This window comes from Sneathiella sp. (assembly GCF_029233945.1).
GTDB lineage: Bacteria > Pseudomonadota > Alphaproteobacteria > Sneathiellales > Sneathiellaceae > Sneathiella.
Genome location: NZ_JARGOQ010000009.1, coordinates 58,992 through 81,932, shown reverse-complemented (window position 1 = coordinate 81,932; position 22,941 = coordinate 58,992). Strand labels below are relative to the sequence as shown.

Below are 22,941 nucleotides of genomic sequence, written 5' to 3'. Positions count from 1 at the left end.
TTAACATCGGAGCTGTCAAAATCCGCGCCGTCGTGGAATTTCGCGCCCTCAACCAATTTGAAGGTATAGGTCAATCCGTCATCGCTGATGGTCCAACTTTCAGCGAGCGCAGGCTGTACCGCACCTTTCTCGTCCATTCGGGTCAGGCCCTCATAAACGTTATAGAGCGTGGTCAGCGAAATCGCGGCTGCGGCGCCAGTTCTCGGGTCAAGCCCCGGTGGCTCCAGTCGCTGGGCGAAGGTAACGGTATCATTTGCTGCCTGTACCGATATCGGCACCAGAACGGCGCCGGCAAGGGCGGCGGCAATAAGCAATCTTTTCATAGACTTATCTCCCTAATGTGAAACCTTAAAATCTAAGACATGTATCCCGGCAAACCGCCTAAACTTTTGGCGTTATAGACGGCCCGGGCGATGGAACGTGCGACACAGTCGGCAGCCATTGCACCGATCCTCGCCACACCAAATGGTCTTGAGCCTGATAACTCTTCTCTTTCAGTCGACATGACAAAAATACTATCGCCGTCGAAGGGGGTATGTACAGGCCTAATTGCGCGCGCAAGGCCGTCATGGGCCATGATGGCGACGCGCTTGGCCTCTGATTTTGTAAGGGCAATATTCGTCGCGACAACACCGATAGTTGTATTTTCCGCAAGGCGGGACTCGGCCGGTATATCCAGCGGCATATCCCCGTCAAATTCGGGAGACCCGCAGCCACCGAATTCCGCATTCTGCTCAAAAGGCCAGGCCCAGAAATGCCGCGTCCCGGGGATAACCACGCTACCGACCGGATTAACGGCGAAAACCGCCCCGACCTGAACACCATTCTCACTGATCAGGGAGGCACTACCGAGCCCCCCTTTCATCTTACCGGCGGCAGCGCCATACCCTGCGCCAATATTGCCGAGAGGAAAATCGTCCGACAGATTCTCCACGGCTTCGATCCCGAGTTGGCGATAAGGCGGCATATCCCCCCAATCCTTGCGGCCCGCATTGGCCAGATCAAACAAAATGGCCGACGGGACAATCGGCACGCGAATGCCTCTCACATCGAAGCCGCGCTCCTGCTTGGCAAGCGCCATAACGGCGCCTGCCGCCGCCTCCAGCCCGTAGACGGAACCGCCACTTAAAACGATACCTTCCACGCGCTCCACCAGGCAATCGGGGTTAAGCACCTCTGTTTCACGGGTGCCCGGGCCGCCGCCGCGAACATCGACCCCGGTGACCGCCGAAGTATCGGGGATGATCGCCGTGACCCCTGTCATAGCCCGCTCATCTTCGGCGTTACCGATTTTTATACCGTCTACATCTGTGATAAGATTCTTCGTGCCGGGTTTGTTCATAAGATTTATCTTTTGCTTTTATTTCCTTAACGTTAGCCTTGGTCATACTATCGGTCAACTTATCTTCATGACCGCAGAAAATTCAAGCAAGGAGTTCTTTTTAATGGCCGCCTTCTCCCTGTTACAAGTCCCGTCATGGCGCCGAGTACTGGCGCTTTCTTTATTTTGCCTGCTGCTTGCCACAGCACTTCGGGCGGAGGCTGACCAGAAATTCATGATTGCTGCTGCCAATCCGCTCGCGGCGGAAGCCGGGCGGGACATGCTCGCACGCGGAGGCAGTGCTGTTGATGCAGCCATAGCAACCCAGATGGTACTCACACTGGTGGAGCCGCAATCCTCCGGTATCGGCGGCGGGGCATTTCTGCTCTATTTTGATAGCGAAACAAAAGAGCTTGAAACATTTGACGGGCGGGAGACCGCGCCAGCGGCTGTGACGGAGACACATTTCCTGAAATCGGACGGTAGCCGGAAGAAGTTTTATGAAGCAGTCGTTGGAGGCGGGTCGGTTGGCGTTCCCGGTGTTGTCGCCTTGCTGGCAAAAGCGCATCAGGATCACGGAAAGCTGCCCTGGAAAGACCTGTTCGAACCGGCAATCAAACTGGCTGAGGAAGGCTTTCTTATCTCGCAGCGTCTTCATTATCTGCTCGACCGGGATAAGTATCTGAAAACCAAAGCTGCAGCCGCTACCTACTTCTATAATGTCGACGGAACCGCAAAGCTTGAAGGCACGCGTCTTAAAAACCCCGCCCTTGCGGCCACATTCAAAAAAATCGCAGAGGGTGGCGCGGGCGCATTTTATTACGGAGAGATCGCCAAGGCGATTGTCGAGACGGTCCGCGGGGATAACCAGAATCCGGGCCTGCTGACACTCGAAGACATGACGAATTATAACGCGATAAAAAGGAAGCCCGTTTGTGCACCCTATCGCACACATCATGTTTGTGGCATGGGGCCACCAACGTCTGGCGGGATTACCCTGTTGCAGGCTTTGCGCATCCTTGAGACATGGGACATGCCCACAATCAACCCGGGTAGCGCCGAAGCAATCGATCTGATCGCTCAGGCAAGCGCCCTTGCCTTTGCAGATCGCGGCAAATATCTCGGCGATGGCGATTTTATCGATATACCAATCAAGGGGTTACTGAGCGAAGAATATCTTGGCGCCCGGGCAAAACTGGCCAAACCCGGCGAATCGCCGCTGCCGTTTCAGGCGGGTACTCCGGTAAAGAAGCAGGGCTCCCTCGGCTTGGATAACGCAATCGAACTTCCCTCCACCAGCCATTTCAGCATTCTCGATAGCATGGGCAATGCCGTCTCCATGACCACGTCGGTCGAGAATGTGTTCGGGTCCCGCTTGATGGCGGGCGGTTTCATCCTCAACAACCAATTGACTGACTTTTCCTTTTCCCCAACCTCCGAGGACGGCCCCGTCGCAAACCGGATTGAGCCGAACAAACGCCCCCGCAGTTCCATGTCCCCGACCATGGTGTTCGACGGGGACGGGAACCTTGAGATGATTATCGGTTCCCCCGGCGGCAGCCGGATTATCGGCTATGTCCTGAAAACAATTATTGCCTCGCTCGACTGGAATATGGATATGCAGACGGCCATCGCAATGCCCCATTTCATTAACCGGAATGGCTCTCTCGATCTGGAAGCGGACACGCCTCTCGCCGATCTTCAACCTGAATTGGAAGCCATGGGCCACGACGTCAAGGTCCGCACGCTTAACAGCGGCCTTCATGGCATTCGGATAACGGATAGCGGCCTTGATGGCGGCGCGGACCCAAGGCGCGAGGGCGTGGTCCTGAGCGGAAGCGCGGAATAATTATTCCTCTGGCACTTGCACGACGATAAAGAGCCGGGAGAATGGGTAGAGGGTCGCATCGTCTTGCCTTAGTGGGTAGGATTCCAGCAATGTCTCGGCATACTGACTTTCAAACAGCTCTGCCTCCTTTGCGTCCAACGCCGCGAGGAAGGGCCGAAGCGCGGTGCCCCTTGTCCATTCCAGAACGGCATCCTTTCCTTTCAGGACCTGAAAATAGGTGGTCTCCCAGATATTGACTTTCTCCGACAGCGGCGACAAGAGATCGAAATACCAGTTAATGTTATGAACGGGCGCCGGGCGGACCAAAGCCCCCAGCCTGTCGACCCATTCCGGGGACTGGGCCAGATCATAGAGATTCTGATGGGACGGGGCGGAAAAGTTATTCGGCATCTGCACGGCCAGCACGCCGCCCGGGCGCAGTTGCTTCAGAAGGTTGGGAAACAGGTTTTCATGATCGTCCAGCCAGTGGAGCGCTGCATTGCTGAAAATCAGGTTGCCCTTGCTGGTTGGGGAAAAGCGGCTGATGTCCGCCAGCTTCCATTCGATGGACGGGTGATCGCGCCGCGCCTTGGCAAGCATTTCCTCGGAACTGTCTATGCCGGTAATGATCGCCTCATTCCAATGTTGGGAGAGGAGCGCCGTGACATTTCCCGTACCGCAACCGAGATCATAGATAACGGAAGGTGAGATAAGCGGCACCTGCGACAGCAGATCCAGCGCCGGACGCAGCCGATGATCGGAGAAAAGAATATACTGTTCCGGGTTCCATGCCATCGTCGGTTTGCCTCCTTGTTGTTGGTTATCTACAAGGTAGCAACTTTATGCGGCAAATACAGCGGCGTTTCAGGAAAAATCAACAAGCCTAGTCGGCGGCCACTATTTTCGCTTCTGCGGCTTGCAAGCGTTCAAATTCCTCAACGGAGATATTTTCCACACCGGAGGACAACAGAGCCGGTACTTTGCGCACCCTTACCGACTTTTCCGTTATGTAGGGGTTTTCCTCGCGGTAGCAATTGACGCTACCAAGTGTTTTATAACAATAAAGCGGTGGCTGGATGAAAATCTCTTTCTTGGTCGGGCAGAAGTCATCTCCAGATGAAAGATTGGTGAAAGAACAGGAGTCACCGAAGATGCCGGCAACTTTCTTGTCGACCGCCTTAAAGACATCGCTCGAGCAACCGCTTGTTGCGACGGCAACCCCAAGTAACGCCGCAATTGTAAAACCCCGCATTATTGTCATGCAGAACACCCTAACATCCGATCGAACCAGCCAAAATGATCCGCTTAGCGTATCGGAGGAGCGTTTATTTTGCGTTAATCCGGTATTTCCAGGCAAAAAATCGTGCCGGCGCTTCCCGTTCGTTCCAACGTGATTTCGCCGCCATGGGCGACAATCAGCTCCCGTGCAATGGAAAGGCCAAGGCCGGTTCCGCCAGCGCGGGCGGAACCGGAAAAGGGCTCGAACAGATGCTCCCTCGCCTTTGCATGCAATCCCGGGCCGGAATCACATATCCGGATAAGAGTGCGCGATCCCGCGCGCAGCGCATGGATATCAATCGTACCTTCCTCCTCCATCGCCTGAACGGCATTCCGGCATAGGTTGAGCAATATCCGGTAGAACTGATCGCGATCGGCATTCAGCATCAATCCAGCCGGAATTTTATTTTGCCAGATGATGCCGTTATTCTCCTTCAATCCCACAGAGGTTTTCACCTCATTTACAAGCGGTTCAAGCAGGAATCGTTCCCGTTTGGGCTCCAACTCGTCGGCGCGGCCGTATTTTAAGGTCTGCGTACAAAGCTCAATCGCCCGGTCAATGCTGGTCATCAGCCGCGGGATCACTTTTTGTACTTTCGGGTCCTTCACCTCGGACAGGCTGTCACTGACAATCTGGGAGGTAGAGAGGATATTTCGAAGGTCATGGCTGATCTTGGTAACGGCCGTGCCGAGCGCAACAAGATGCTGTTTTTGCTTCAGAGCTGCCCGAAGACGTGTCTGCATAATTTCCAGCTCTCGCTCGGCAACGCCGATTTCGTCACTCCGCCCGGATGGGACAAGGGCAGTGCTGACATCCTCCGGGGCGCGACGAAAAGCGATCATGCTCTCGCTCAAACGACGCATCGGACGCACCATCAACCAATGCAGGGTCAGATAGACAAGTATCGCCGTCAAGGTCGAAATAATCAGGGATAGCCAGAAAATATTCCACGCATAATCATACATGGCATCGATCAGGGGTGCCTCGTCAATAACGACTTCCAGGGAGGAATTGGGCTCATTCTCGATCGGGCTAATAATCCGGATAATGCGCCCCGGCCCGACCATCAGGCTCATGAATGCATGCTCGATCAGGGTAAAGGGGCTCTGATGGGCGAGATCAAATTCCGCATCGATGGCGTGCGGCATATTCTCACGCAAAATTAGAAGTCGTGAGTTTGCGCCATGCAGAACAACGCTTCGGGCTCCGACACGAAACAGCAGTTCCTCCCGCAGTTCCTCCGACACCATATTGTCGGGCGATGCCAGCAGCGAAAGGGTTGCGAGATGAGCAAAGTCTGTCTTCTTAACAAGATAGTTCAGCCGGAAAAAGGCAATGGACGGCACAAAAATAAGCACCTCCGCCAGCATGACGAAAACCAGCGTCAGGATCAGCAGTCGCGCTGAAAGGCTGCGGAAGGGCGCCACTATTTTTCGCAAAAAAGCCATTCTTCAGAATAGATCAAAAAAACGGGCCGGCATCAACTGAATGATACCGGCCGGTCCGATACAAATATCTATGAACGCGATATATTACTTTTCTAAGCGTTAGCTCTTTTTAGCTGCGCAAGGGTTAGCCTTGCAGGGATTACAAGGGTTGCAGGTCTTTTTCGCAGCGCATGGATTGCACGGATTACAAGCCTTTTTCGCGGCGCAAGGGTTACAGGGGTTGCAGGCTTTCTTTGCAGCGCAGGCGTTACAAGCTTTTTTCGGCGCGCAGGCTGCCATTGCAGATGGCACAGCAGCGGTTGCGGCCATAGAGGCGATCGCGGCGGCGGTTAATACTTCTTTGAACATAATTCTCTCCTGTTAAAATCTGATATCCCGGTAAGCAATTATTGCTTACCGGAACAATGCCTCTTTTAAGGTTGAATTCCGAATCAACTGCGATAACGAACGCGTTATCAAAAAGGCTATCCAAAGAGAGAGAGAAATTTCACGATCATGCGGGTGCGGGAGCTGAACAGGCTTGGCGTATAATAACTGCCTGCGGCCCGCTTGCTGATCTCGCCCAAGGTCGGATAAGGTGCAATATAGCTCGCCATGGTCCCGATTTTGAGCTTCCCGGTAATCGCGACGCCCCAGGGGTGAATCAATTCCCCCGCATGAGGGCCGACAATGCCAGCGCCCAGTATTTTTCCCTTGTTTGTTGTGATCACCTTGATCATACCCTCTGTCTCCCGCTCCGTCCGGGCGCGATCAATATCGGCAAAGGAAAAGGTGAGGACTTTTATCTTGTCACCATATTGTTCGCGCGCCACCGTTTCACTCAGGCCGACATTGGCAAGCTCCGGATCCGTATAGGTCACCCAGGGCACAGCGCTATAATCGACCTTCGCAGGAAGACGGAAAAGCGCGTTTCGAATAAAGATACCCGCATGATACCCGGCAATGTGCGTAAACTGATAACTACCTGCAACATCGCCAATGGCATAAATCTTCTTGTTTGTGCTGCGCAGGCGTGCATCAACCGTGACGCCCTTGGGGGAATATTCCACGCCCGCCACTTCAAGATTGAGCCCGTCCACATTTGCCTTGCGCCCCGCCGCGACGAGGAGATGCGACCCTGACAGGATTTCCACCGTCGCGCCCTCACCCAGCGAGATATGATAAGCGCCTTCCGTATCTTTCTTAACGTCGGAAATTTTGACTCCTTCACGGATATCGATCCCCTCCTCCCGAAGGGTTTTAAGAACGATTGCGCTCAAATCAGGGTCATCACGGCCAAACGCCTTGAATGCTTCCAGCACGGTGACTTTCGATCCAAGCCTGACATGAGCTTGCGCCATTTCAAGGCCAATCGGTCCGCCACCGATAATAATCAGGTGATCCGGCTGGGTGCGATTCTCAAATATAGTTTCATTGGTTAGATAGCCAGCCTCTTCCAGGCCCGGAATGGGAGGGGCGGTCGCGGTCGATCCGGTTGCAATAACAAAACGGCGGGCGGTCACTCGCGTATCGCCGACCGCAAGTTCATTTCCCGAAACAAAGCGGCCATAGCCCTGAATTACCTCAACGCCCAACTCTTCGAAGCGTTCAACCGAATCATGGGGTGCGATAGAACCAATAACATCCTGCACATGATCCATGACTTTCGGGAAATCAACAATAGGGGCCGGGCCTGTTACACCAAATTCACCGGCATTCTTCAGGCTCGCCGCTTTTTTCGCCGCTGCGATCAATGCCTTTGACGGAACACAGCCATAGTTCAGGCAATCGCCGCCCATCTTGCCACCTTCGACAAGAACGGTTTTCGCCCCCATCTGGCTTGCCCCCGCCGCAACAGAGAGGCCACCGGAGCCACCGCCAATTACACAAATATCTGCCTTGATCTGCGTTGTCATAAAGGAAGGCTCCTGCGTGTTAATTTGGACTCTTACGGAATTTCTTCAGAACGATCGGCAGAAGGGCGATGACACCAAGCGCAATGAAGGAGAACAAAATTTCTGTCGTCACCAGAGAAGTAATTTGAAAATCCAACACGCAACCACTCTGCCCGCTATCCAGGCAGGCCTGATAACTTGCCTGCTGCTCACGAATAATGCTGTCGAGACCACCTCCGAGATAAGCAAAAACAAAGGTTCCCGGAATAATACCAACAAACGTCCCGATTATGTAAGTGCTGAGTTTCACCCCCAGAAACGCCGGCGCAATATTGACAAGCCAGAACGGAAAAAGCGGAACCAGCCGCAGGAACAGAAGATAGCTAAGCGCATTTTCAGCAAATCCGTCTTCCAGCTTTTTCAGCTTCGGCCCTGCTTTCTTGCGAAGCGGTTCCCCAAGGGACGTCGCCGCGATCAGGAAGAGAATTGTCGCACCAACCGTCGCCGCAAACACCGTCATAAGCCCTGCGGCAAGCCAGCCGAACAGAAATCCACCTGTCACTGTCATCAACAGTCCGCCCGGCAGCGAAAACGCGACGACAATGATATACAGCCCCATGTAGAGAAGCGCCGCCAGAAGGAAATTCGCCGATACAAAATCAATCAGGCGGTCGCGATTATCGCTGAGGGCCCGGAACGTTAGATAGTCATCAAGCCCCAGAACAAAAAACGCGGCAATGGCCCCGACAATGACCAGCAACGGCACCATTTTCTTGAGCGAGAAGCCATTTCCGACATCGCCGTTTTGACCCGTGGCCTTACCCATGGCTGATTCGCCCCCTGCCCGCGCTACCGGCATCTGTTTGTCGAAACCTAACATGAATCCCTCCTTGGGGACAAAATTTAGCGTACACCGGCAATTCCCTTTAAAGCAGCTTACGGTTCGCCTTGAAACTTATCGAAACTTATGGTTCCTCGATAGTTTCGAAAGGCTCTTTCACCCAAAAGTGAGCCGAATTGAACCGCCGCACCCTGCAAAGCCGCAAAATTTATCTCCCGCATTGACTTAACCGGGGAGAAACCTTATACAGCGGGGCTTGTTTTCCCTTCGCGCAGATCGCGCGGATGATCGACGGAGAAGTCTCTTGAAACGTACATATCAACCGAGCAAACTTGTGCGCGCTCGCCGCCATGGATTCCGTGCCCGCCGGGCAACGGTCGGTGGACGCCGCGTCCTTGCCAATCGCCGCACCAAAGGCCGTAAGAGCCTTTCAGCCTAATCCCATGCCGATAGGCGTCGAACGGCTCAAAAAACGCTCGGAATTCCTCCGTGTTGCGTCCGTTCGCCGCAAATGGGCCGCGCCGGGGATGGTGCTTCAGGCCGCCCGTGACCCGAGCCCCCTAAAGGCCGATGTCGCGCGCGTGGGCTTTACTGTGACCAAAAAGGTTGGCAACGCAGTCGTCCGCAATCGTATTAAACGCCGTCTTCGCGCTGCCGCCCGGGAGATTATTCCAGATCACGCTGAGGCGGGATGGGATTTTGTTCTGATTGGCCGCGCCAAAACAAAGGACCGGCTGTTTGACGAATTAAAGTCAGACCTGCGCACAGCACTCGGTAAGGTTGGCGCTACCACGTCGCATCGGCGGAGCAGACCATGATCGGAAGAATTCTCTCTTGGGCGTTTATTCTGCCAATCCGCTTTTACCGCTATTTCATTTCGCCTATGCTGCCGGCAAGCTGTCGCTATTATCCCAGCTGTTCATCCTACGCAATGGAGGCGCTATCAGTGCATGGCCCTCTGAAGGGTGGCTGGTTTACCCTGAAGCGGCTTGGGCGATGCCATCCGTTTGGTGGCGAAGGATACGATCCGGTACCACATAAACATGGAAATTGTCATCACGGCGCAACGGGTCTCTCGGGTCGCGCCCACATAGAATAAAACGTAAGGGCTGTAAAAATAATGTCGGATCAGAAAAACCTGGTCATTGCGATCGTTCTTTGTTTCCTGATTATTTTCGGGTTCCAGTATTTCGTTGAAGGCCCGCAGATGGAGCAGGCCCCGCAGCAACAAACCGAAACATCGACAACGGATGGGGATACGCCGTCGCAAATTCCGTCTGCCGCAGTTGATGGCGCAAGCGCCCCAAGCGTGCAAGGATCCGCGGGCCAAAGCGGGATGACCCGAGCGCAAAGCCTGCAGAAGGCGGACCGGATTAAAATCAATACGCCGACATTACACGGCTCTGTTTCCCTGACCGGCGCGCGCCTTGATGATCTAACGCTGATCGACTATCGCGAACAGGTTGATCCGACGAGCCCGGAGATCAAGCTCCTCTCTCCGGCAGGTAGCCCGCGTCCTTACTATGCGGAGTTTGGCTGGAGCCCTGCCCCTGGCGCAGATATCAAGCTCCCCGGCGCACAAACGATTTGGGCAACGGACAGCACGGAACTTACTCCGGAAAAACCACTGATACTGACATGGGATAATGGCGAGGGCATCACCTTTCATCGCACTATCTCAGTCGACGACAACTATATGTTCTCGATTGAGCAGATGGTTGAGAATAACACCGGCACGGCCGTCACGCTCTATCCTTACGGCCTGATTTCCCGCCACGGCACACCAGAAACAACGAATTTCTACATTCTGCATGAAGGTCCGATCGGCGTTCTCAATGAAACGCTGGAAGAAATAGACTATGACGATCTTCAGGAAGGTAAGGCTGAGAGCTTTTCTTCCGTTGGGGGCTGGCTTGGTATTACCGATAAATTCTGGTTGACGGCGCTGGTTCCCAATCAGGAAACCAGTATCAAGGCCCGTTTTTCCTACGCCCCGCAGGGCGAAAGATACCAGACGGACTTTCTTAATCAGGAAGGCATCAATGTCCCCACCGGCGAAACGGTCGGCCTGACCAATCATTTGTTCGCAGGCGCCAAGGTCGTCTCGGTTCTTGATACCTATGAGAAGGAATACGAGATTGCCCGCTTCGATCTCGCGATTGACTGGGGTTGGTTCTACTTCCTGACCAAGCCGATATATTTCGCACTTGAGTTCCTCAATAGCTGGATTGGTAACCTCGGCCTCGCAATCATGGCACTGACGGTCATCATCAAGCTCATCCTGCTGCCGCTTGCCCATAAGTCCTATGTGTCGATGAGCAAGATGAAGCGCCTGCAGCCGGAAATGGTGAAACTCCGCGAAAAATACGGTGACGACAAGCAGAAGCTCAATCAGGAGATGATGGCGCTTTACAAGCGGGAGAAGGCGAATCCTGCCGCTGGGTGCCTTCCGATTGTGCTGCAAATCCCGATATTCTTTGCGCTCTATAAAGTGCTGTTCGTGACCCTACTGATGCGGCATCAGCCTTTTTACGGCTATATCAAGGATCTTGCAGCACCAGATCCAACAACCGTGTTCAACCTTTTCGGCCTTATTCCCTGGGATCCGCCCCAGTTCCTGATGATCGGCTTCCTGCCGCTCCTGATGGGTCTCAGCATGTTTTTACAACAGAGGCTCAATCCGCAACCGGCCGATCCGGTGCAGGCGAAGATCTTCCTGTTCATGCCCATCTTCTTCACCTATCTGCTGGCAAGCTTCCCGGCAGGGCTAGTGATTTACTGGACCTGGAATAACATTCTCAGCATGGCTCAGCAGTGGTTGATCATGAAGCGGATGGGTGTCTCCGTTTCCGGCACCAGCGGAAAAAGCTGACGAGTGACATGGAATGACTGACGCGACGGACCCCCGCGACGAAGATGAAGCAAGGCGTATAGAAGCGGGGCGTTTGCTCTTTGCGAAGGAATGCCAGTTTGTCGCCGGCGCCGCAACGGAGGAAATGCTGCCGGAGTTGGACCTGACAGAGGTTGCCTTCGCCGGTCGGTCGAATGTCGGCAAGTCCAGCCTGATTAATGCGTTGACCAATCGTAACACCCTCGCCCGGACATCCAATACGCCGGGACGCACGCAGCAGATCAATTTTTTCAATTTGGGCGGCCAGCTTCATCTTGTCGATTTGCCGGGACATGGCTATGCCAAGGCATCGAAACAAAAAATCGGCATTTGGACGGACCTGGTAAACAGCTATCTCAAGGGGCGCTCTACCTTGCGGCGGGTTCTCTTGCTGATTGATGCGCGCCACGGGCTGAAGGTGACCGATCGGGAGGTTATGGACATGCTGGACGTTGCCGCCGTCAGCTATCAGATCATCCTCACAAAGGTTGACAAGAGCAATCAAAGTGACGTGAAATCGCTCACCGAAAAAATTGAGGCGGAGCTTGCCAAGCGGCCAGCGGCCCATCCGGAGATCTTGCTCACCAGTTCCATCAAAGGAACCGGGATAGAGACGCTCCGGGCGGAACTTGCGTCATTGGCAGAAGAGGTTGGATGATAGAAATGAGTGATAAACCCCTGTCAGTCGAGGAGCAGCTTGCCAAGGCGCGGACACTGTCCGAAGCCCTGCCTTATATGCACCGGTTCAGCGGCCAGACCTTCGTCATCAAATATGGCGGCCATGCCATGGGAGATGAGCAGCTTTCCCATTATTTCGCACGGGATGTCGCGCTGATGAAGCAGGTCGGCATTAACCCGGTTATCGTCCATGGCGGCGGCCCGCAGATCGGTAGCATGCTGAAGCGGTTGAAAATCCAGAGCTCCTTCATCGACGGCCTCCGGGTTACGGACAAGGAAACGGTGGAAATCGCCGAAATGGTCTTGTCCGGCTCATTAAACAAAAAAATTGTTACTTCGATCAACTCCGCTGGCGGTCTTGCCATCGGCCTCTCAGGCAAGGACGGCAACCTGATCGAGGCGCAGAAGCTGAACCGTACCAAACGCGATCCGGACAGCAATATCGAACGGATACTTGATCTCGGCTTTGTCGGGGAGCCACGGCGCATCAACCCGGAAATTCTGGAGAGCTTCGAGGAGAATAACCTAATTCCGGTGATCGCGCCCATCGGCGTTGGGTCAAACGGCCAGACTTTCAATATCAACGCCGACACGGCCGCAGGTCATATCGCGGCGGCAATTGGCGCGACAAAGCTTATCATGATGACCGATGTCGAAGGTGTTCTGGACAAGAATAAAAAGCTCATCAACCGCTTGAGTCCGGATGAAGTGAGGCGGCTACAGAAAGACGGCACTATCGTTGGCGGAATGATCCCGAAGCTTGAAACCTGCCTCTTCGCACTTGAAGAAGGGGTGGAAGCCGCGACCATACTTGATGGCCGTATTCCGCATGTCCTGTTGCTTGAAACCTTCACCGAGCATGGTGTCGGGACCATGATTACCGAAGCAACGACCTAAGCCACAGGCTTTATCCCTCGTAAAAGGACAGTTGCCAGTCCATTTCCTTGTCCGTGAAGGGATACTCAATCCCGTTGCGGGCATTGACAATATCACCGCGCGGCACATGGGCGATAACTGTCTGTATTTTAAAGGCAAGGCGCATGGAAAGCCCCGCCTTCCAACAGAGCGAAGTTACCACCTTGCCGTTGCGGGATGCCATCATGGTGTTGATTTTCTTTGCGCTATATTTACTGAGCAACGAAAGAGCCGTCACGACAAATTCCTGATCTTTGAGGTCAACAGCATCGGCAATAGCGTCTTCATCGAGCGTGCTTTCCGCAAACAAATTCTCGGCACGGACCGAACCACCTTCCTCTTTGGGAGTAAACTCGCGGGTTTCCTCGATACGTCCGCGAACGATATTTTTGAGCTCCTTTTCAGTTGCGGGCGGGAGGTTGTTCCGGCGTACCAGCTTTTCAACGAGGGAAGAAGCAACAAACCCAGAAATCCGGCGCATTGCCCGAAGCGACAGATTAATCCGCATCACCAGAGGTTCATGCAATGACTCGACACTTTCGGCCTGATCCATGATCTGGTCGAGCGTCTCTTCGCGTATCTTCGCTGATGGATTGGCAAGCAAAGTGGAAATTGCGGGCACCTCTAGCTGTGCCACAACGGCGCCGGAAACATCTTCGCTTAGGCCAGGACGACGGGCGACGGCGGGAAGCGCGCCTGCCGCAATCCCACTCGCCATGATTTCCAGAAGGTCATTATCGGAAAGCAGCGGGGAATATTCCAGGATCGGGCTCGCGACGATTTCTTCCACATCCCTGGCAAGATCCATGATGATATTTTTCGGTGCGCCGACATTTTCCTTCAGTGTATCTGAAATAATCGCACGCACCGCTGTTACCTGATCTCTTGCGAGAATTTCCAGAACCTCGATCGTTTTTTCAAGGATTATGGCCGTCTGCTCCCCCGAGAGGTCGGGCAGGAGGCGGCAAATTTTCCGCGCCAGATCCATCCGCACTTCTTCGTCTTCGTCCTGCGCAAGAATGAGATTGGCCTTAACCGGCGTGCAGGGATTGAGGGCAAGATTCTTTCGTACTTTGTCAGACGAATCATCCGTAAGGTAGTAAAGAATTTCCGGTTCGGCTTCCTCATACGCAGCGAGGTCCGCGCGGATAGTGACATCCGCACTCAAAGCACGAGCCTTATTATCCTCATAAGTTGGGGAGGCCGTTTTTTCCAGATTTGATTGCCCACTCACGCCACTAACACTCGCCGGTTACCAATAGTTGTATCATGGACGGATATAATAAGGTTTTAAGCTTAATAGCCTCTTAAAAAGGGCATTTTTTGATGAGCGGCACCTATTTTTCACTCACAGACATTTATTTCTTGTCGCAACCGGGAGGACGCGGCAAAGTCGAGCCCATGACAGAAAATCCCCGCTGGAAAAATTTCGCCCATATCGATTGCTGGATATTCGACCTGGACAACACTCTCTATCCATCAAAATCGAACCTGTTCGCGAAGATTGACAAGAAAATGGGAGAGTTTATTTCCGATTTCCTGAAAGTCGACCTTGTCGAGGCAAAAGATATTCAGAAGAAGTTTTTTCACGAACATGGCACTACTCTGAACGGGCTCATGCTGAATCATGATATCAATCCCGCCGAATTCCTTGACTATGTACATGATATCGATGTCTCTGACCTAGTCGCCTCCCCGGAGCTGAGTACCGCGCTGGAGCAATTACCGGGGCGCAAGATCATTTTCACCAATGGATCGCATTATCACGCAACCAATGTATCGACGCAGCTCGGGATCGATCATCATTTTGAGCATATCTTCGATATTGTTGCGGCTGATTTCAAACCCAAGCCGCACAAGCCAGTTTATGAAAAGCTGGTGCGTGAATTTGATATCAATCCGGAACAAGCCGTTCTTTTCGAGGATATGGCCGTCAATCTGGCACCGGCGCATGAAATGGGCATGACGACCGTCTGGATCCCGAATGAAGCGCATTGGTCGAGCCATGGCGCCGAAGGGGAGCATATTCACTACCAGACAGACGATCTCGCCCAATGGCTGAGCGCCCTGCTGACGGACCGCCCTCAAATTACATAAAAACACCCTGCGCAGATTGACATCTGCCGGTGGCGGGGTATGTTCTCGCAAACGCAGATTTACCAGATTTTGGGGATAAACCACTATGACATTAGCCGAATTGCAACCGGTTGTTGAGGCCGCTTGGGAGAACCGGGACGCCATTTCAACCACTACGACGGGCGAAGTTCGCGATGCCGTCGAAGCAACGCTGAATGCTCTCGACAGCGGAGAGCTCCGTGTTGCGGAAAAAGAAAGTGACGGCTGGGTTGTCAATCAATGGGCAAAAAAGGCGGTTCTTCTGTCTTTCCGTCTTAATGACATGGAAATGATCGCCGGTGGTCCGGGCAGCAATTCAAGCTGGTGGGACAAGGTGCCAAGCAAATTTGAAGGCTGGGGAGAGAACCGCTTTCGCGAGGCCGGCTTTCGGGCGGTGCCGAACTGCATCGTTCGCAAGAGTGCCTACATCGCCCCCGGCGCTATTCTGATGCCGAGCTTTGTTAATCTCGGCGCCTATGTCGATAGCGGCACGATGGTCGATACCTGGGTGACGGTCGGCTCCTGCGCACAGATCGGCAAGAATGTGCATTTGTCTGGCGGCGTTGGCATTGGCGGCGTGCTGGAACCTTTGCAGGCTGACCCGGTCATCATTGAAGACAACTGCTTCGTCGGTGCCCGCTCCGAGATTGTGGAGGGTGTCATTGTCGAGGAAGGCTCCGTGCTTTCCATGGGCGTCTTTATCAGCGCGTCCACCAAGATCATCAACCGCGATACCGGCGAAGTGCATATCGGCCGCGTTCCCGCCTATTCCGTGGTTGTCCCCGGCAGCCTTCCCGGCAAGCCGCTGCCAGATGGAACCCCTGGCCCGAGCCTTTATTGCGCTGTTATCGTCAAGACGGTGGATGCGCAGACCCGCTCCAAAACCTCGATCAATGATCTGTTGAGAGATTAAACGCTTTGTATCGGCGGGGGAACGCTCCCGCCGATGGTCTTATCGGCGCAGGTTTTCGCGGTAGATCATATAAAGACCGCTGCCGGCGATAATGACAACACCGATCCAGACGTTAAACGCCGGAAAATCGGCAAAAACGAAATATCCCAGTAAAACCGCCCAAAGAAGCGCTGTATACTCAAATGGCGTAATCACGCCAACCTCGCCGATGGCGAATGACCTGACCAGGCAGATATTCCCCGCGAGCGACAACAGCGCCATCAACACCACAAGGCCCAGATCGATCATCGGCATGGGTTGCCAGACAAAGATTGACGCAATTCCGGAAGCAACCAAAAGACCGAGGTTGCTGTAGAAAATGATCGTGAAGGTCGTCTCGGTCCGGCTCAACACCCGCCCGGTCAGCATGACACCGCAATAACAAAGGCTGGCGGCGAGCACCATAAAGGCCTCCACCTTCAGCAGACCGGACGTGGGTTGCAGGACGAACAAGACGCCCGCGAAACCAACGAAGATCGCGCTCCAGCGATGGATACCGACCTTCTCCTTGAATAGCGGCACGGAAAGCGCCGTCATCACGAATGGAGAGATGAAAAAGATAACTGTCGCATCGGCAAGCGGCAATTCCTTCAACGACTGAAAAAACAGAAGTGGCGCGAAGATGCCAAAGGCGATCCTGAGGGCGTGACCACCAATCTGGCGGGTCCTGATCATATGGGATTCCCCGCGCGCACCTACCCAGATCAGTAAAAGCGGCAAAAGAACAGCGCCGCGAATAGCCAGCATCTGAACGACGGAATAATTCGCCTCAACCAGAAGCTTCGCGACCGCATCCATGGACGTCATAAAAAACATACCGACGACTATAAAAATGATACCGCGTATATTTCCCGATTCTGTAAGTGAGGTGAGAGACATAGTACAACTTTCTTATTTAAGCGGAGCAGTCTTATCCCGGGCCTGCAAAAACTGCAATGAAAGTTGATTATTTATTTCAGCCTGCCACCTTCGCCATTGACCGGAAGGGTCAGCGAACGGTAAAGGTCAGTCATGGATAAAAACCTGCAAATATCGGATGTCATCGCCCTTACCCAGGCATTGTTGCGCTGCCCGAGCGTAACACCGGAGGATGCCGGTGCTCTTGACGTGCTTCAGGAAAATCTTGAGGAGACTGGCTTTGTTTGTCATCGCCTCACCTTCAGCGATGAGGGTACGGCGGATGTGGGGAATCTCTATGCCCGCTTTGGCACGGCAGGGCCAAATTTCTGCTTTGCCGGCCACACGGATGTCGTGCCTGTCGGCGATACCGATGCCTGGAGTGTCGACCCTTTCAATGCAACGATAAAGGACGGAGTGATCATCGGCCGTGGGGCCGCCGATATGAAAGCCGCCGTCGCCGCCTTTGCGACCGCCGCAAAGCGCTTTATCAAGGAAAGCGGAGATGATTTTGCAGGTTCCATCAGTCTGTTGATTACCGGCGACGAGGAAGGCCCGGCGATTAACGGTACCCGCAAGGTCTTGGACTGGATGGTCAAAAATGGCGAGAAGATCGATCATTGCATTGTCGGCGAACCGACCAACCCGCAGGAGCTTGGCGATATGGTCAAGATCGGCCGGCGCGGCTCTTTCACCGGCTATCTGGATGTGATCGGAACGGAAGGGCATGTCGCCTATCCGCATCTTGCGGATAATCCCGTCCCTCATCTCGCAGCCATGGTGACAGCGCTGGACGAGTTGGTTCTCGATAACGGGACGGAGCATTTCCAGCCAAGCAATCTGGAATTCACAACGGTTGATGTCGGCAATCCCGCAACAAATGTCATCCCAAAGTCAGCGCGGGCGACCTTCAATATCCGGTTCAATACGCATCATAGTCTCGATTCGCTCGAACAAACAGTTATTGAGGTTCTTGATCGCATCGCCAAAGAGTGCGGCTGCCAGTATGAACTCGATATCCGGAAAAACTCGTCCCCTTTCCTGACACCGGAAGGGGAGTTCAGTGCACTTATTGTGGGTGCAATTGAAAAGCGTCTTGGCCGGAAGCCCGAGCTTTCGACCACCGGCGGCACCTCGGATGCCCGCTTTATCAAGGATCACTGCCCGGTTGCGGAATTCGGCCTTATCAGCCAGACCATGCATAAAATTGACGAGCGGGCGAATGTGTCGGATATCGAAGCGCTGACCGATATCTATGCGGATATACTGAAAAGCTATTTCGCGAAAGACGGATGATCAGTATTAGGGAAATCGTCAATTCACTTTTTGGCGCTTATCTTCTCGCGCGGCGGGATTCCCACGCCCTCACCTATTTCAATATGTCGATGGAAGGGTTTTATCGTTCGTTTCTGGCGATGATCCTCGCATTGCCTCTGTTCGCAATCGAAAATTCGATCGACTACCGGGAAATTCCAACGGATACGTCAATTGTTCCATTCTTGCTGTTCCTCTGCCTCGCCTTGTTGGTCAGTTGGGGCTCATATCTGGCAATTATGGCCGTACTCGCGCGTCATATGGGCTTTTCGGAACGCTATAGCATTTTTGTCGTGGTATACAATTGGATGCAATTCGGGATTATCCTTGTCTGGTTCCCAATTTCCATCATTGCGACGGGCATACTCCCTGAGAACATTGCCGCGACGATAACCCTGCTTTTCATTGCGGCAACTTACGCCCTTCTTTGGTACGTACTGAAGGTTACGCTCAACCTGACCGGAATGACGGCGGCCGGCTTTGCCTTTTTGGAATTTCTGATTGTGGTATTGGTACAGGCGGTTTTTTTGGAGTGGGTTTTTACCGCGCCGGTCTAGTCATAATCCACCTGCGTCAGATAGAGCCCATAGGGAGGCGCATTCGGCCCCGCTCGCTGACGGTCTTTTGCGTCCAGCGCAGCCGCTAAATCTTCCTTTGCCCATTGTCCGGTCCCCACAAGGGAAAGACTACCAACCATTGACCGAACCTGATTATGCAGGAAGGAAATCGCAGAGGCCCGGATTTGTATTTCCTCTCCTTCGCGACAAACGGAAAGCTTTTCAAGCGTCCGAACGGGTGACTTGGCCTGACAGGCCGCGGCGCGAAAACTGGTAAAATCATGGCGGCCGATCAAGACTTTTGCCGCCTCATTCATCGCATCCGCATCGAGCTCCCGTTTGACAAGCCAGGCAAGACCCGCATCCACAGTCAAGGGGGCCCGGCGATTGATAATCCGGTAAAGATAATGCCGTTTCTTCGCAGAAAATCGCGCGCTGAATTCCTCATCCACTTCCGCACAATCAAGAATAGCAATCGATGCCGGTTTCAAATGCTGGTTCAGCGCATTCATCACGACTTGCGGCTTTCGGTTGGAGGCAAGCTCGAAATTTGCGACTTGCCCAAGAGCGTGAACGCCAGCGTCCGTGCGGCCCGCGCCCTGAATGCGCACCTCTTCCCCGCAGAAATCGAAAATCGCCTCTTCGATATGCTGCTGGACAGAGGGGCCATTGTTTTGGCGCTGCCAACCGACAAGATCGCGCCCGTCATATTCGATTGTTATGCGGTAACAGGGCATCAGCCCAGCACCTCGCCCTTAGCGATTGGTCGACCGTTTAGAAATGCTGCCGCATCCATTGCGCCCTTCCCAGCGGGTTGCAAGGTGACGAGCTTCAATGCACCTTTTCCACAAGCAATTGTCAATTGATCATCCAGTGCTTCGCCGGGCTTCCCCCTTCCCTCGACCGGCGTCGTCGCGAGCAGTTTGATGCGCTGCCCTCGGTATTCAAAATAAGCGCCGGGCACCGGATTCAGGCCGCGAATATGACGATTAAGATCGATTGCGCTGCGACCCCAGTCAATCGCGGCTTCGGATTTTGAAATTTTCTCCGCATATGTCACCCCGCCAGTCGTTTGCGGCGTCGCGACTAGATCCGAATCTCCAAGGCGTTCAAGAGTTTGAATCAACAGCGTCGCCCCTGCATCCGCAAGTTCGTCGTGGAGCGAGCCTGCTGTTGTCTCCGTAGTAATCGGTACGCGCGCTTCGCTCAGGACTGGCCCTGTGTCCAGCCCTGCCTCCATCTGCATGACAGCGATGCCGGTCTCCTCATCCCCTGCCATGATCGCACGCTGGATCGGGGCGGCGCCGCGCCAGCGCGGCAACAAAGACGCATGAAGATTGAGGCAACCGTACGTCGGCGCATCGAGAATGGCCTGCGGCAGGATAAGTCCATAGGCAACGACAATGGCGGCATCGAGATTCAGTTTTGCAAACTCTGCCTGTACCTCAGACGATTTTAACGACACTGGCGTACGAACCGGTATTCCTTCCACCTCCGCCAGTTGATGCACGGCGGAAGGCATCAGCTTCTTGCCCCGACCCGCGGGGCGCGGTGGCTGGGAATAGACGCACGCCACCTCATGCGGTGATCCGATCAATGCTTTCAGGATATGGGCGGAGAACGCCGGCGTTCCCATAAAGCCAAGTCGCAATCCCGCCATAACGGCTCCTTCAGCTCGCCAGTTTTTTCTGCTTGAGTAGCTTTCTCAGGATCATGTTGCGCTTAAGCGCCGAGATACGATCGAGGAACAGGATTCCGTCCAGATGGTCCATTTCATGCTGAACGCATGTGGCCAGTAAGCCATCGGCGTGAAGGTTCTGTTTTTGCCCGTCCACATCAAGATAACTCACCTCGACTTCAGCCGGGCGGACGACATCGGCGTAATGTTCCGGCACGGAAAGGCAGCCTTCTTCATAGGTGACATCATGATCCGAAGCCCAGGTGATTTCCGGATTGATCAACGCGAGCGGTTGCGGGTCCTCTTCCTCGTTTCCTTTGCCGACAACATCGAGGACAAGCAGACGCTTTTGCACGCCAACCTGTATGGCCGCGAGGCCAATGCCCGGTGCGGCATACATGGTCTCGAACATATCATCGACCAGCTTGCGGATTTCCGCATCCACCTTTTCCACCGGTTTGGAGATGGTTTTCAAAAGCGGGTCCGGCGCGGTATATATGGGCAAAAGGGCCATGGTGTTCCGTTGTTGTTCGCGTTACGATATACAAAAGAGTAGGTATTATGCCTGTTCGCGTTCGTCAAGGCCATTGACGGGCGGGAAATAGGGCATATGGGAGAGTTTTAATGGAAATTGCCCTGATTGCGGTCATCGCGTTTCTGGCGGTTATCACGCTGGTTCTGTTCTTCAAGATGTCGAAGGCGGCAAATCTGGCGGAAACAGCCTCCACAAATAGTGAGAATCTAACCCGCCTGACCGAGAGTCTGATTAACCAGCAGGCACAGCTCGAAGGGCAGCTCAAACAAATCTCCACCGATAGCGCGCAAAGTCGGCAGGAAATCAACCAGACCTTGAGCGAGCGGCTGGACACGGTCTCAAAACGCCTGGGTGATAGTCTCAGCCAGTCAGCGGAGAAAACCGGGCAGAGCCTGACTGAATTACAAACACGGCTGGCCGTGATCGACAAGGCCCAGAATAACCTCACGGAGCTTTCCAATCAGGTTGTCGGGCTGCAGGATATCCTCGCCAACAAGCAGGCGCGGGGTGCTTTCGGGGAAATTCAACTTAATGATCTGGTGAAATCCGCCCTGCCGCCATCCGCCTATGAATTCCAGGTAACACTTAGCAATGGGCGGCGCGCGGACTGCCTGATCAAGCTCCCCAATCCGCCCGGCTCCATCGTTGTGGACGCAAAATTCCCTCTCGAGAGCTATCACATGCTGCGGCAGGCAGAAACTGAAAGCGATAAGGTTCAAGCATCGCGCGCGCTTACCGGCGCCATGCAGAAGCATATCGCCGATATTAGCGAGAAATACATTCTGGACGGGGAAACCGCCGAATCAGCGCTTCTTTTTCTGCCGTCCGAAGCCGTCTATGCGGAGCTTCATGCCAACTTCCCCGCGATACTTGAAAGATCTTACAAAGCGCGCGTCTGGATCGTCTCTCCCACGACATTAATGGCGACGCTGAATACCGTGCGCGCCGTGTTGAAAGACAGCCAGATGCGAGCACAGGCCGGAGTGATCCAGAAAGAAGTCGGGGTTCTGCTCAAGGATGTCGAACGGCTGGATGATCGCGTCGGCAATCTCGGGAAGCATTTCCTGCAGGCCAGCAAGGATATCGAGCATATCGAAACCTCAAGCCGAAAGATCAGTAGCCGCGCGGAAAAAATTGAAGAATTGCAGCTGGGGGAGGAAGAAAGCGATATTCTGGCAAGGCCACCAGAGCAACCGCATCTGATGGACGAGCAGACTTAACCCATCGTGCGACGGGATTTGAGCGCCGCAGACAAGGTCCCATCATCCAGATAATCAAGTTCCCCGCCGACGGGAACGCCGTGGGCTAGCCGGGTGATCTGTACGCCGTATTCCGAAAGGCGGTCGGAGAGATAATGTGATGTGGTTTGACCATCGACAGTGGCGTTAAGGGCAAGAATAACCTCGGTAATCCCCCCCTCCCCGACGCGCCGGATCAGGGGTTCCATATTGAGTTCATCCGGGCCAATCCCGTCGAGGGCAGATAGCGTGCCGCCCAAAACATGATAGCGACCGCGAAACGCCTCGGACCGTTCCAACGCCCAGAGATCAGAGACATCCTCCACCACACAGAGAAGGCTCTGATCGCGCTTTACATTGCGGCAGATATCGCAAGGGTCGGTCACATCCAGGTTCCCACATTGACCGCAGACTTTTACATTGTCCGCTGCGGACTGCATGGCGGCGGAAAGCGGCGTCAACAGGCTTTCCCGGCGACTGATCAGGTAAAGCGTTGCCCGGCGCGCCGAACGGGGGCCCAACCCGGGAAGCTTGGATAAAAGCTGTATCAGATGATCAATTTCAGACTGGCTCATATAACT

The 22,941-nt window shown here is 54.0% G+C and carries 26 protein-coding genes; 13 read left to right on the top strand and 13 right to left on the bottom strand.

The window, feature by feature from the left end:
* Together P1U71_RS05025 and P1U71_RS05020 are read right to left on the bottom strand one after the other, a co-directional pair.
* Positions 1-323: ABC transporter substrate-binding protein (locus tag P1U71_RS05025; RefSeq protein WP_301104458.1), on the bottom strand; the 323-nt coding region annotated here is incomplete at its 3' end.
* A 32-nt stretch (positions 324-355) separates the two neighbouring features.
* Positions 356-1,342, bottom strand: a complete 987-nt coding sequence (locus tag P1U71_RS05020; RefSeq protein ID WP_301104457.1) for a P1 family peptidase — start codon at positions 1,340-1,342, stop codon at positions 356-358.
* A 103-nt stretch (positions 1,343-1,445) separates the two neighbouring features.
* Between P1U71_RS05020 and ggt the strand changes: the two genes are divergently transcribed.
* Positions 1,446-3,170 carry a gamma-glutamyltransferase gene (gene ggt / locus P1U71_RS05015; protein ID WP_301104456.1) on the top strand — a complete coding sequence of 575 codons (1,725 nt, stop codon included), beginning with the start codon at positions 1,446-1,448 and terminating at the stop codon, positions 3,168-3,170.
* On the opposite strand, the gene P1U71_RS05010 is transcribed toward ggt, so the two are convergent.
* From P1U71_RS05010 to P1U71_RS05000, 3 genes are all read right to left on the bottom strand, one after another.
* Positions 3,171-3,944: a methyltransferase domain-containing protein gene (locus tag P1U71_RS05010; protein WP_301104455.1), complete on the bottom strand. Its 774-nt coding sequence runs from the start codon at positions 3,942-3,944 to the stop codon at positions 3,171-3,173.
* An 88-nt stretch (positions 3,945-4,032) separates the two neighbouring features.
* Positions 4,033-4,410: a hypothetical protein gene (locus tag P1U71_RS05005; protein ID WP_301104454.1), complete on the bottom strand. Its 378-nt coding sequence runs from the start codon at positions 4,408-4,410 to the stop codon at positions 4,033-4,035.
* A 74-nt stretch (positions 4,411-4,484) separates the two neighbouring features.
* A complete protein-coding gene (locus P1U71_RS05000; protein WP_301104453.1) occupies positions 4,485-5,867 on the bottom strand; it encodes a HAMP domain-containing sensor histidine kinase in 1,383 nt (460 codons plus the stop codon).
* A 139-nt stretch (positions 5,868-6,006) separates the two neighbouring features.
* On the opposite strand from P1U71_RS05000, the gene P1U71_RS04995 reads away from it, so the two are divergent.
* On the top strand, positions 6,007-6,240 hold the full coding sequence (locus tag P1U71_RS04995) for a hypothetical protein (protein WP_301104452.1): 234 nt from the start codon (positions 6,007-6,009) through the stop codon (positions 6,238-6,240).
* Positions 6,241-6,340: 100 nt separating this feature from the next.
* On the opposite strand, the gene P1U71_RS04990 is transcribed toward P1U71_RS04995, so the two are convergent.
* Positions 6,341-7,771, bottom strand: a complete 1,431-nt coding sequence (locus P1U71_RS04990; RefSeq protein WP_301104451.1) for an FAD-dependent oxidoreductase — start codon at positions 7,769-7,771, stop codon at positions 6,341-6,343.
* A 19-nt stretch (positions 7,772-7,790) separates the two neighbouring features.
* On the bottom strand, positions 7,791-8,630 hold the full coding sequence (locus P1U71_RS04985; RefSeq protein WP_301104450.1) for a TVP38/TMEM64 family protein: 840 nt from the start codon (positions 8,628-8,630) through the stop codon (positions 7,791-7,793).
* 265 nt (positions 8,631-8,895) lie between these two features.
* On the opposite strand from P1U71_RS04985, the gene rpmH reads away from it, so the two are divergent.
* The 6 genes from rpmH to argB are packed head-to-tail and all read left to right on the top strand — an operon-like array spanning position 8,896 to position 13,056.
* Positions 8,896-9,030 (top strand): 50S ribosomal protein L34, encoded by a 135-nt coding sequence (rpmH, locus tag P1U71_RS04980; protein ID WP_227947988.1) that lies wholly within the window; start codon positions 8,896-8,898, stop codon positions 9,028-9,030.
* A gap of 4 nt (positions 9,031-9,034) precedes the next feature.
* Complete coding sequence (rnpA, locus tag P1U71_RS04975) at positions 9,035-9,409, top strand: ribonuclease P protein component (RefSeq protein WP_301104449.1); 375 nt, start codon at positions 9,035-9,037, stop codon at positions 9,407-9,409.
* The gene (yidD, locus tag P1U71_RS04970; protein ID WP_301104448.1) at positions 9,406-9,690 is read left to right on the top strand and encodes a membrane protein insertion efficiency factor YidD; all 285 of its coding nucleotides are present in this window, start codon (positions 9,406-9,408) and stop codon (positions 9,688-9,690) included. Before rnpA ends, yidD begins: the two co-directional genes overlap by 4 nt.
* 21 nt (positions 9,691-9,711) lie before the next feature.
* On the top strand, positions 9,712-11,463 hold the full coding sequence (gene yidC / locus P1U71_RS04965) for a membrane protein insertase YidC (protein ID WP_301104447.1): 1,752 nt from the start codon (positions 9,712-9,714) through the stop codon (positions 11,461-11,463).
* A 13-nt stretch (positions 11,464-11,476) separates the two neighbouring features.
* A complete protein-coding gene (gene yihA, locus P1U71_RS04960) occupies positions 11,477-12,139 on the top strand; it encodes a ribosome biogenesis GTP-binding protein YihA/YsxC (RefSeq protein WP_301104446.1) in 663 nt (220 codons plus the stop codon).
* A 5-nt stretch (positions 12,140-12,144) separates the two neighbouring features.
* Positions 12,145-13,056 carry an acetylglutamate kinase gene (argB, locus tag P1U71_RS04955; RefSeq protein ID WP_301104445.1) on the top strand — a complete coding sequence of 304 codons (912 nt, stop codon included), beginning with the start codon at positions 12,145-12,147 and terminating at the stop codon, positions 13,054-13,056.
* A 10-nt stretch (positions 13,057-13,066) separates the two neighbouring features.
* On the opposite strand, the gene P1U71_RS04950 is transcribed toward argB, so the two are convergent.
* The gene (locus P1U71_RS04950; RefSeq protein WP_301104444.1) at positions 13,067-14,308 is read right to left on the bottom strand and encodes a DUF2336 domain-containing protein; all 1,242 of its coding nucleotides are present in this window, start codon (positions 14,306-14,308) and stop codon (positions 13,067-13,069) included.
* 167 nt (positions 14,309-14,475) lie between these two features.
* On the opposite strand from P1U71_RS04950, the gene P1U71_RS04945 reads away from it, so the two are divergent.
* Both P1U71_RS04945 and dapD read left to right on the top strand, forming a co-directional pair.
* A complete protein-coding gene (locus P1U71_RS04945) occupies positions 14,476-15,171 on the top strand; it encodes a pyrimidine 5'-nucleotidase (RefSeq protein WP_301104443.1) in 696 nt (231 codons plus the stop codon).
* Positions 15,172-15,256: 85 nt separating this feature from the next.
* The gene (gene dapD / locus P1U71_RS04940) at positions 15,257-16,102 is read left to right on the top strand and encodes a 2,3,4,5-tetrahydropyridine-2,6-dicarboxylate N-succinyltransferase (protein WP_301104442.1); all 846 of its coding nucleotides are present in this window, start codon (positions 15,257-15,259) and stop codon (positions 16,100-16,102) included.
* Positions 16,103-16,141: 39 nt separating this feature from the next.
* On the opposite strand, the gene P1U71_RS04935 is transcribed toward dapD, so the two are convergent.
* Positions 16,142-17,020: a DMT family transporter gene (locus P1U71_RS04935; protein ID WP_301104441.1), complete on the bottom strand. Its 879-nt coding sequence runs from the start codon at positions 17,018-17,020 to the stop codon at positions 16,142-16,144.
* Between the two features lie 150 nt (positions 17,021-17,170).
* On the opposite strand from P1U71_RS04935, the gene dapE reads away from it, so the two are divergent.
* Both dapE and P1U71_RS04925 read left to right on the top strand, forming a co-directional pair.
* Positions 17,171-18,334, top strand: coding sequence for a succinyl-diaminopimelate desuccinylase (gene dapE / locus P1U71_RS04930; protein WP_367281126.1), 1,164 nt, complete (start codon positions 17,171-17,173; stop codon positions 18,332-18,334).
* On the top strand, positions 18,331-18,909 hold the full coding sequence (locus P1U71_RS04925) for a hypothetical protein (RefSeq protein ID WP_301104439.1): 579 nt from the start codon (positions 18,331-18,333) through the stop codon (positions 18,907-18,909). Before dapE ends, P1U71_RS04925 begins: the two co-directional genes overlap by 4 nt.
* Here the strand turns inward: P1U71_RS04925 and truA are convergent.
* The 3 genes from truA to def are packed head-to-tail and all read right to left on the bottom strand — an operon-like array spanning position 18,906 to position 21,101.
* Positions 18,906-19,646 carry a tRNA pseudouridine(38-40) synthase TruA gene (gene truA, locus P1U71_RS04920; protein ID WP_301104438.1) on the bottom strand — a complete coding sequence of 247 codons (741 nt, stop codon included), beginning with the start codon at positions 19,644-19,646 and terminating at the stop codon, positions 18,906-18,908. The genes P1U71_RS04925 and truA overlap by 4 nt on opposite strands.
* On the bottom strand, positions 19,646-20,560 hold the full coding sequence (gene fmt / locus P1U71_RS04915) for a methionyl-tRNA formyltransferase (RefSeq protein ID WP_367281125.1): 915 nt from the start codon (positions 20,558-20,560) through the stop codon (positions 19,646-19,648). Before fmt ends, truA begins: the two co-directional genes overlap by 1 nt.
* 19 nt (positions 20,561-20,579) lie before the next feature.
* Positions 20,580-21,101, bottom strand: coding sequence for a peptide deformylase (gene def, locus P1U71_RS04910; RefSeq protein ID WP_301104436.1), 522 nt, complete (start codon positions 21,099-21,101; stop codon positions 20,580-20,582).
* Between the two features lie 110 nt (positions 21,102-21,211).
* Here def and P1U71_RS04905 point away from each other — a divergent pair, with 110 nt between their 5' ends.
* The gene (locus P1U71_RS04905) at positions 21,212-22,342 is read left to right on the top strand and encodes a DNA recombination protein RmuC (RefSeq protein WP_301104435.1); all 1,131 of its coding nucleotides are present in this window, start codon (positions 21,212-21,214) and stop codon (positions 22,340-22,342) included.
* On the opposite strand, the gene recR is transcribed toward P1U71_RS04905, so the two are convergent.
* Positions 22,339-22,935 (bottom strand): recombination mediator RecR, encoded by a 597-nt coding sequence (gene recR, locus P1U71_RS04900; RefSeq protein WP_301104434.1) that lies wholly within the window; start codon positions 22,933-22,935, stop codon positions 22,339-22,341. The genes P1U71_RS04905 and recR overlap by 4 nt on opposite strands.
* Between the last annotated feature and the right edge of the window lie 6 nt (positions 22,936-22,941).

Bases quoted from the DNA above. Each gene is read 5' to 3' on its own strand.
- argB (WP_301104445.1), top strand. From the start codon at position 12,145: ATGAGTGATAAACCCCTGTCAGTCGAGGAGCAGCTTGCCAAGGCGCGG.
- P1U71_RS04935 (WP_301104441.1), bottom strand. From the start codon at position 17,020: ATGTCTCTCACCTCACTTACAGAATCGGGAAATATACGCGGTATCATT.
- P1U71_RS04990 (WP_301104451.1), bottom strand. From the start codon at position 7,771: ATGACAACGCAGATCAAGGCAGATATTTGTGTAATTGGCGGTGGCTCC.
- recR (WP_301104434.1), bottom strand. From the start codon at position 22,935: ATGAGCCAGTCTGAAATTGATCATCTGATACAGCTTTTATCCAAGCTT.
- P1U71_RS04905 (WP_301104435.1), top strand. From the start codon at position 21,212: ATGGAAATTGCCCTGATTGCGGTCATCGCGTTTCTGGCGGTTATCACG.
- P1U71_RS05005 (WP_301104454.1), bottom strand. From the start codon at position 4,410: ATGACAATAATGCGGGGTTTTACAATTGCGGCGTTACTTGGGGTTGCC.
- yidD (WP_301104448.1), top strand. From the start codon at position 9,406: ATGATCGGAAGAATTCTCTCTTGGGCGTTTATTCTGCCAATCCGCTTT.
- P1U71_RS04945 (WP_301104443.1), top strand. From the start codon at position 14,476: ATGACAGAAAATCCCCGCTGGAAAAATTTCGCCCATATCGATTGCTGG.
- P1U71_RS04985 (WP_301104450.1), bottom strand. From the start codon at position 8,630: ATGTTAGGTTTCGACAAACAGATGCCGGTAGCGCGGGCAGGGGGCGAA.
- ggt (WP_301104456.1), top strand. From the start codon at position 1,446: ATGGCCGCCTTCTCCCTGTTACAAGTCCCGTCATGGCGCCGAGTACTG.
- P1U71_RS04925 (WP_301104439.1), top strand. From the start codon at position 18,331: ATGATCAGTATTAGGGAAATCGTCAATTCACTTTTTGGCGCTTATCTT.
- yidC (WP_301104447.1), top strand. From the start codon at position 9,712: ATGTCGGATCAGAAAAACCTGGTCATTGCGATCGTTCTTTGTTTCCTG.
- P1U71_RS05010 (WP_301104455.1), bottom strand. From the start codon at position 3,944: ATGGCATGGAACCCGGAACAGTATATTCTTTTCTCCGATCATCGGCTG.
- dapD (WP_301104442.1), top strand. From the start codon at position 15,257: ATGACATTAGCCGAATTGCAACCGGTTGTTGAGGCCGCTTGGGAGAAC.
- def (WP_301104436.1), bottom strand. From the start codon at position 21,101: ATGGCCCTTTTGCCCATATATACCGCGCCGGACCCGCTTTTGAAAACC.
- truA (WP_301104438.1), bottom strand. From the start codon at position 19,646: ATGCCCTGTTACCGCATAACAATCGAATATGACGGGCGCGATCTTGTC.
- rnpA (WP_301104449.1), top strand. From the start codon at position 9,035: ATGCCGATAGGCGTCGAACGGCTCAAAAAACGCTCGGAATTCCTCCGT.
- P1U71_RS05020 (WP_301104457.1), bottom strand. From the start codon at position 1,342: ATGAACAAACCCGGCACGAAGAATCTTATCACAGATGTAGACGGTATA.
- yihA (WP_301104446.1), top strand. From the start codon at position 11,477: ATGACTGACGCGACGGACCCCCGCGACGAAGATGAAGCAAGGCGTATA.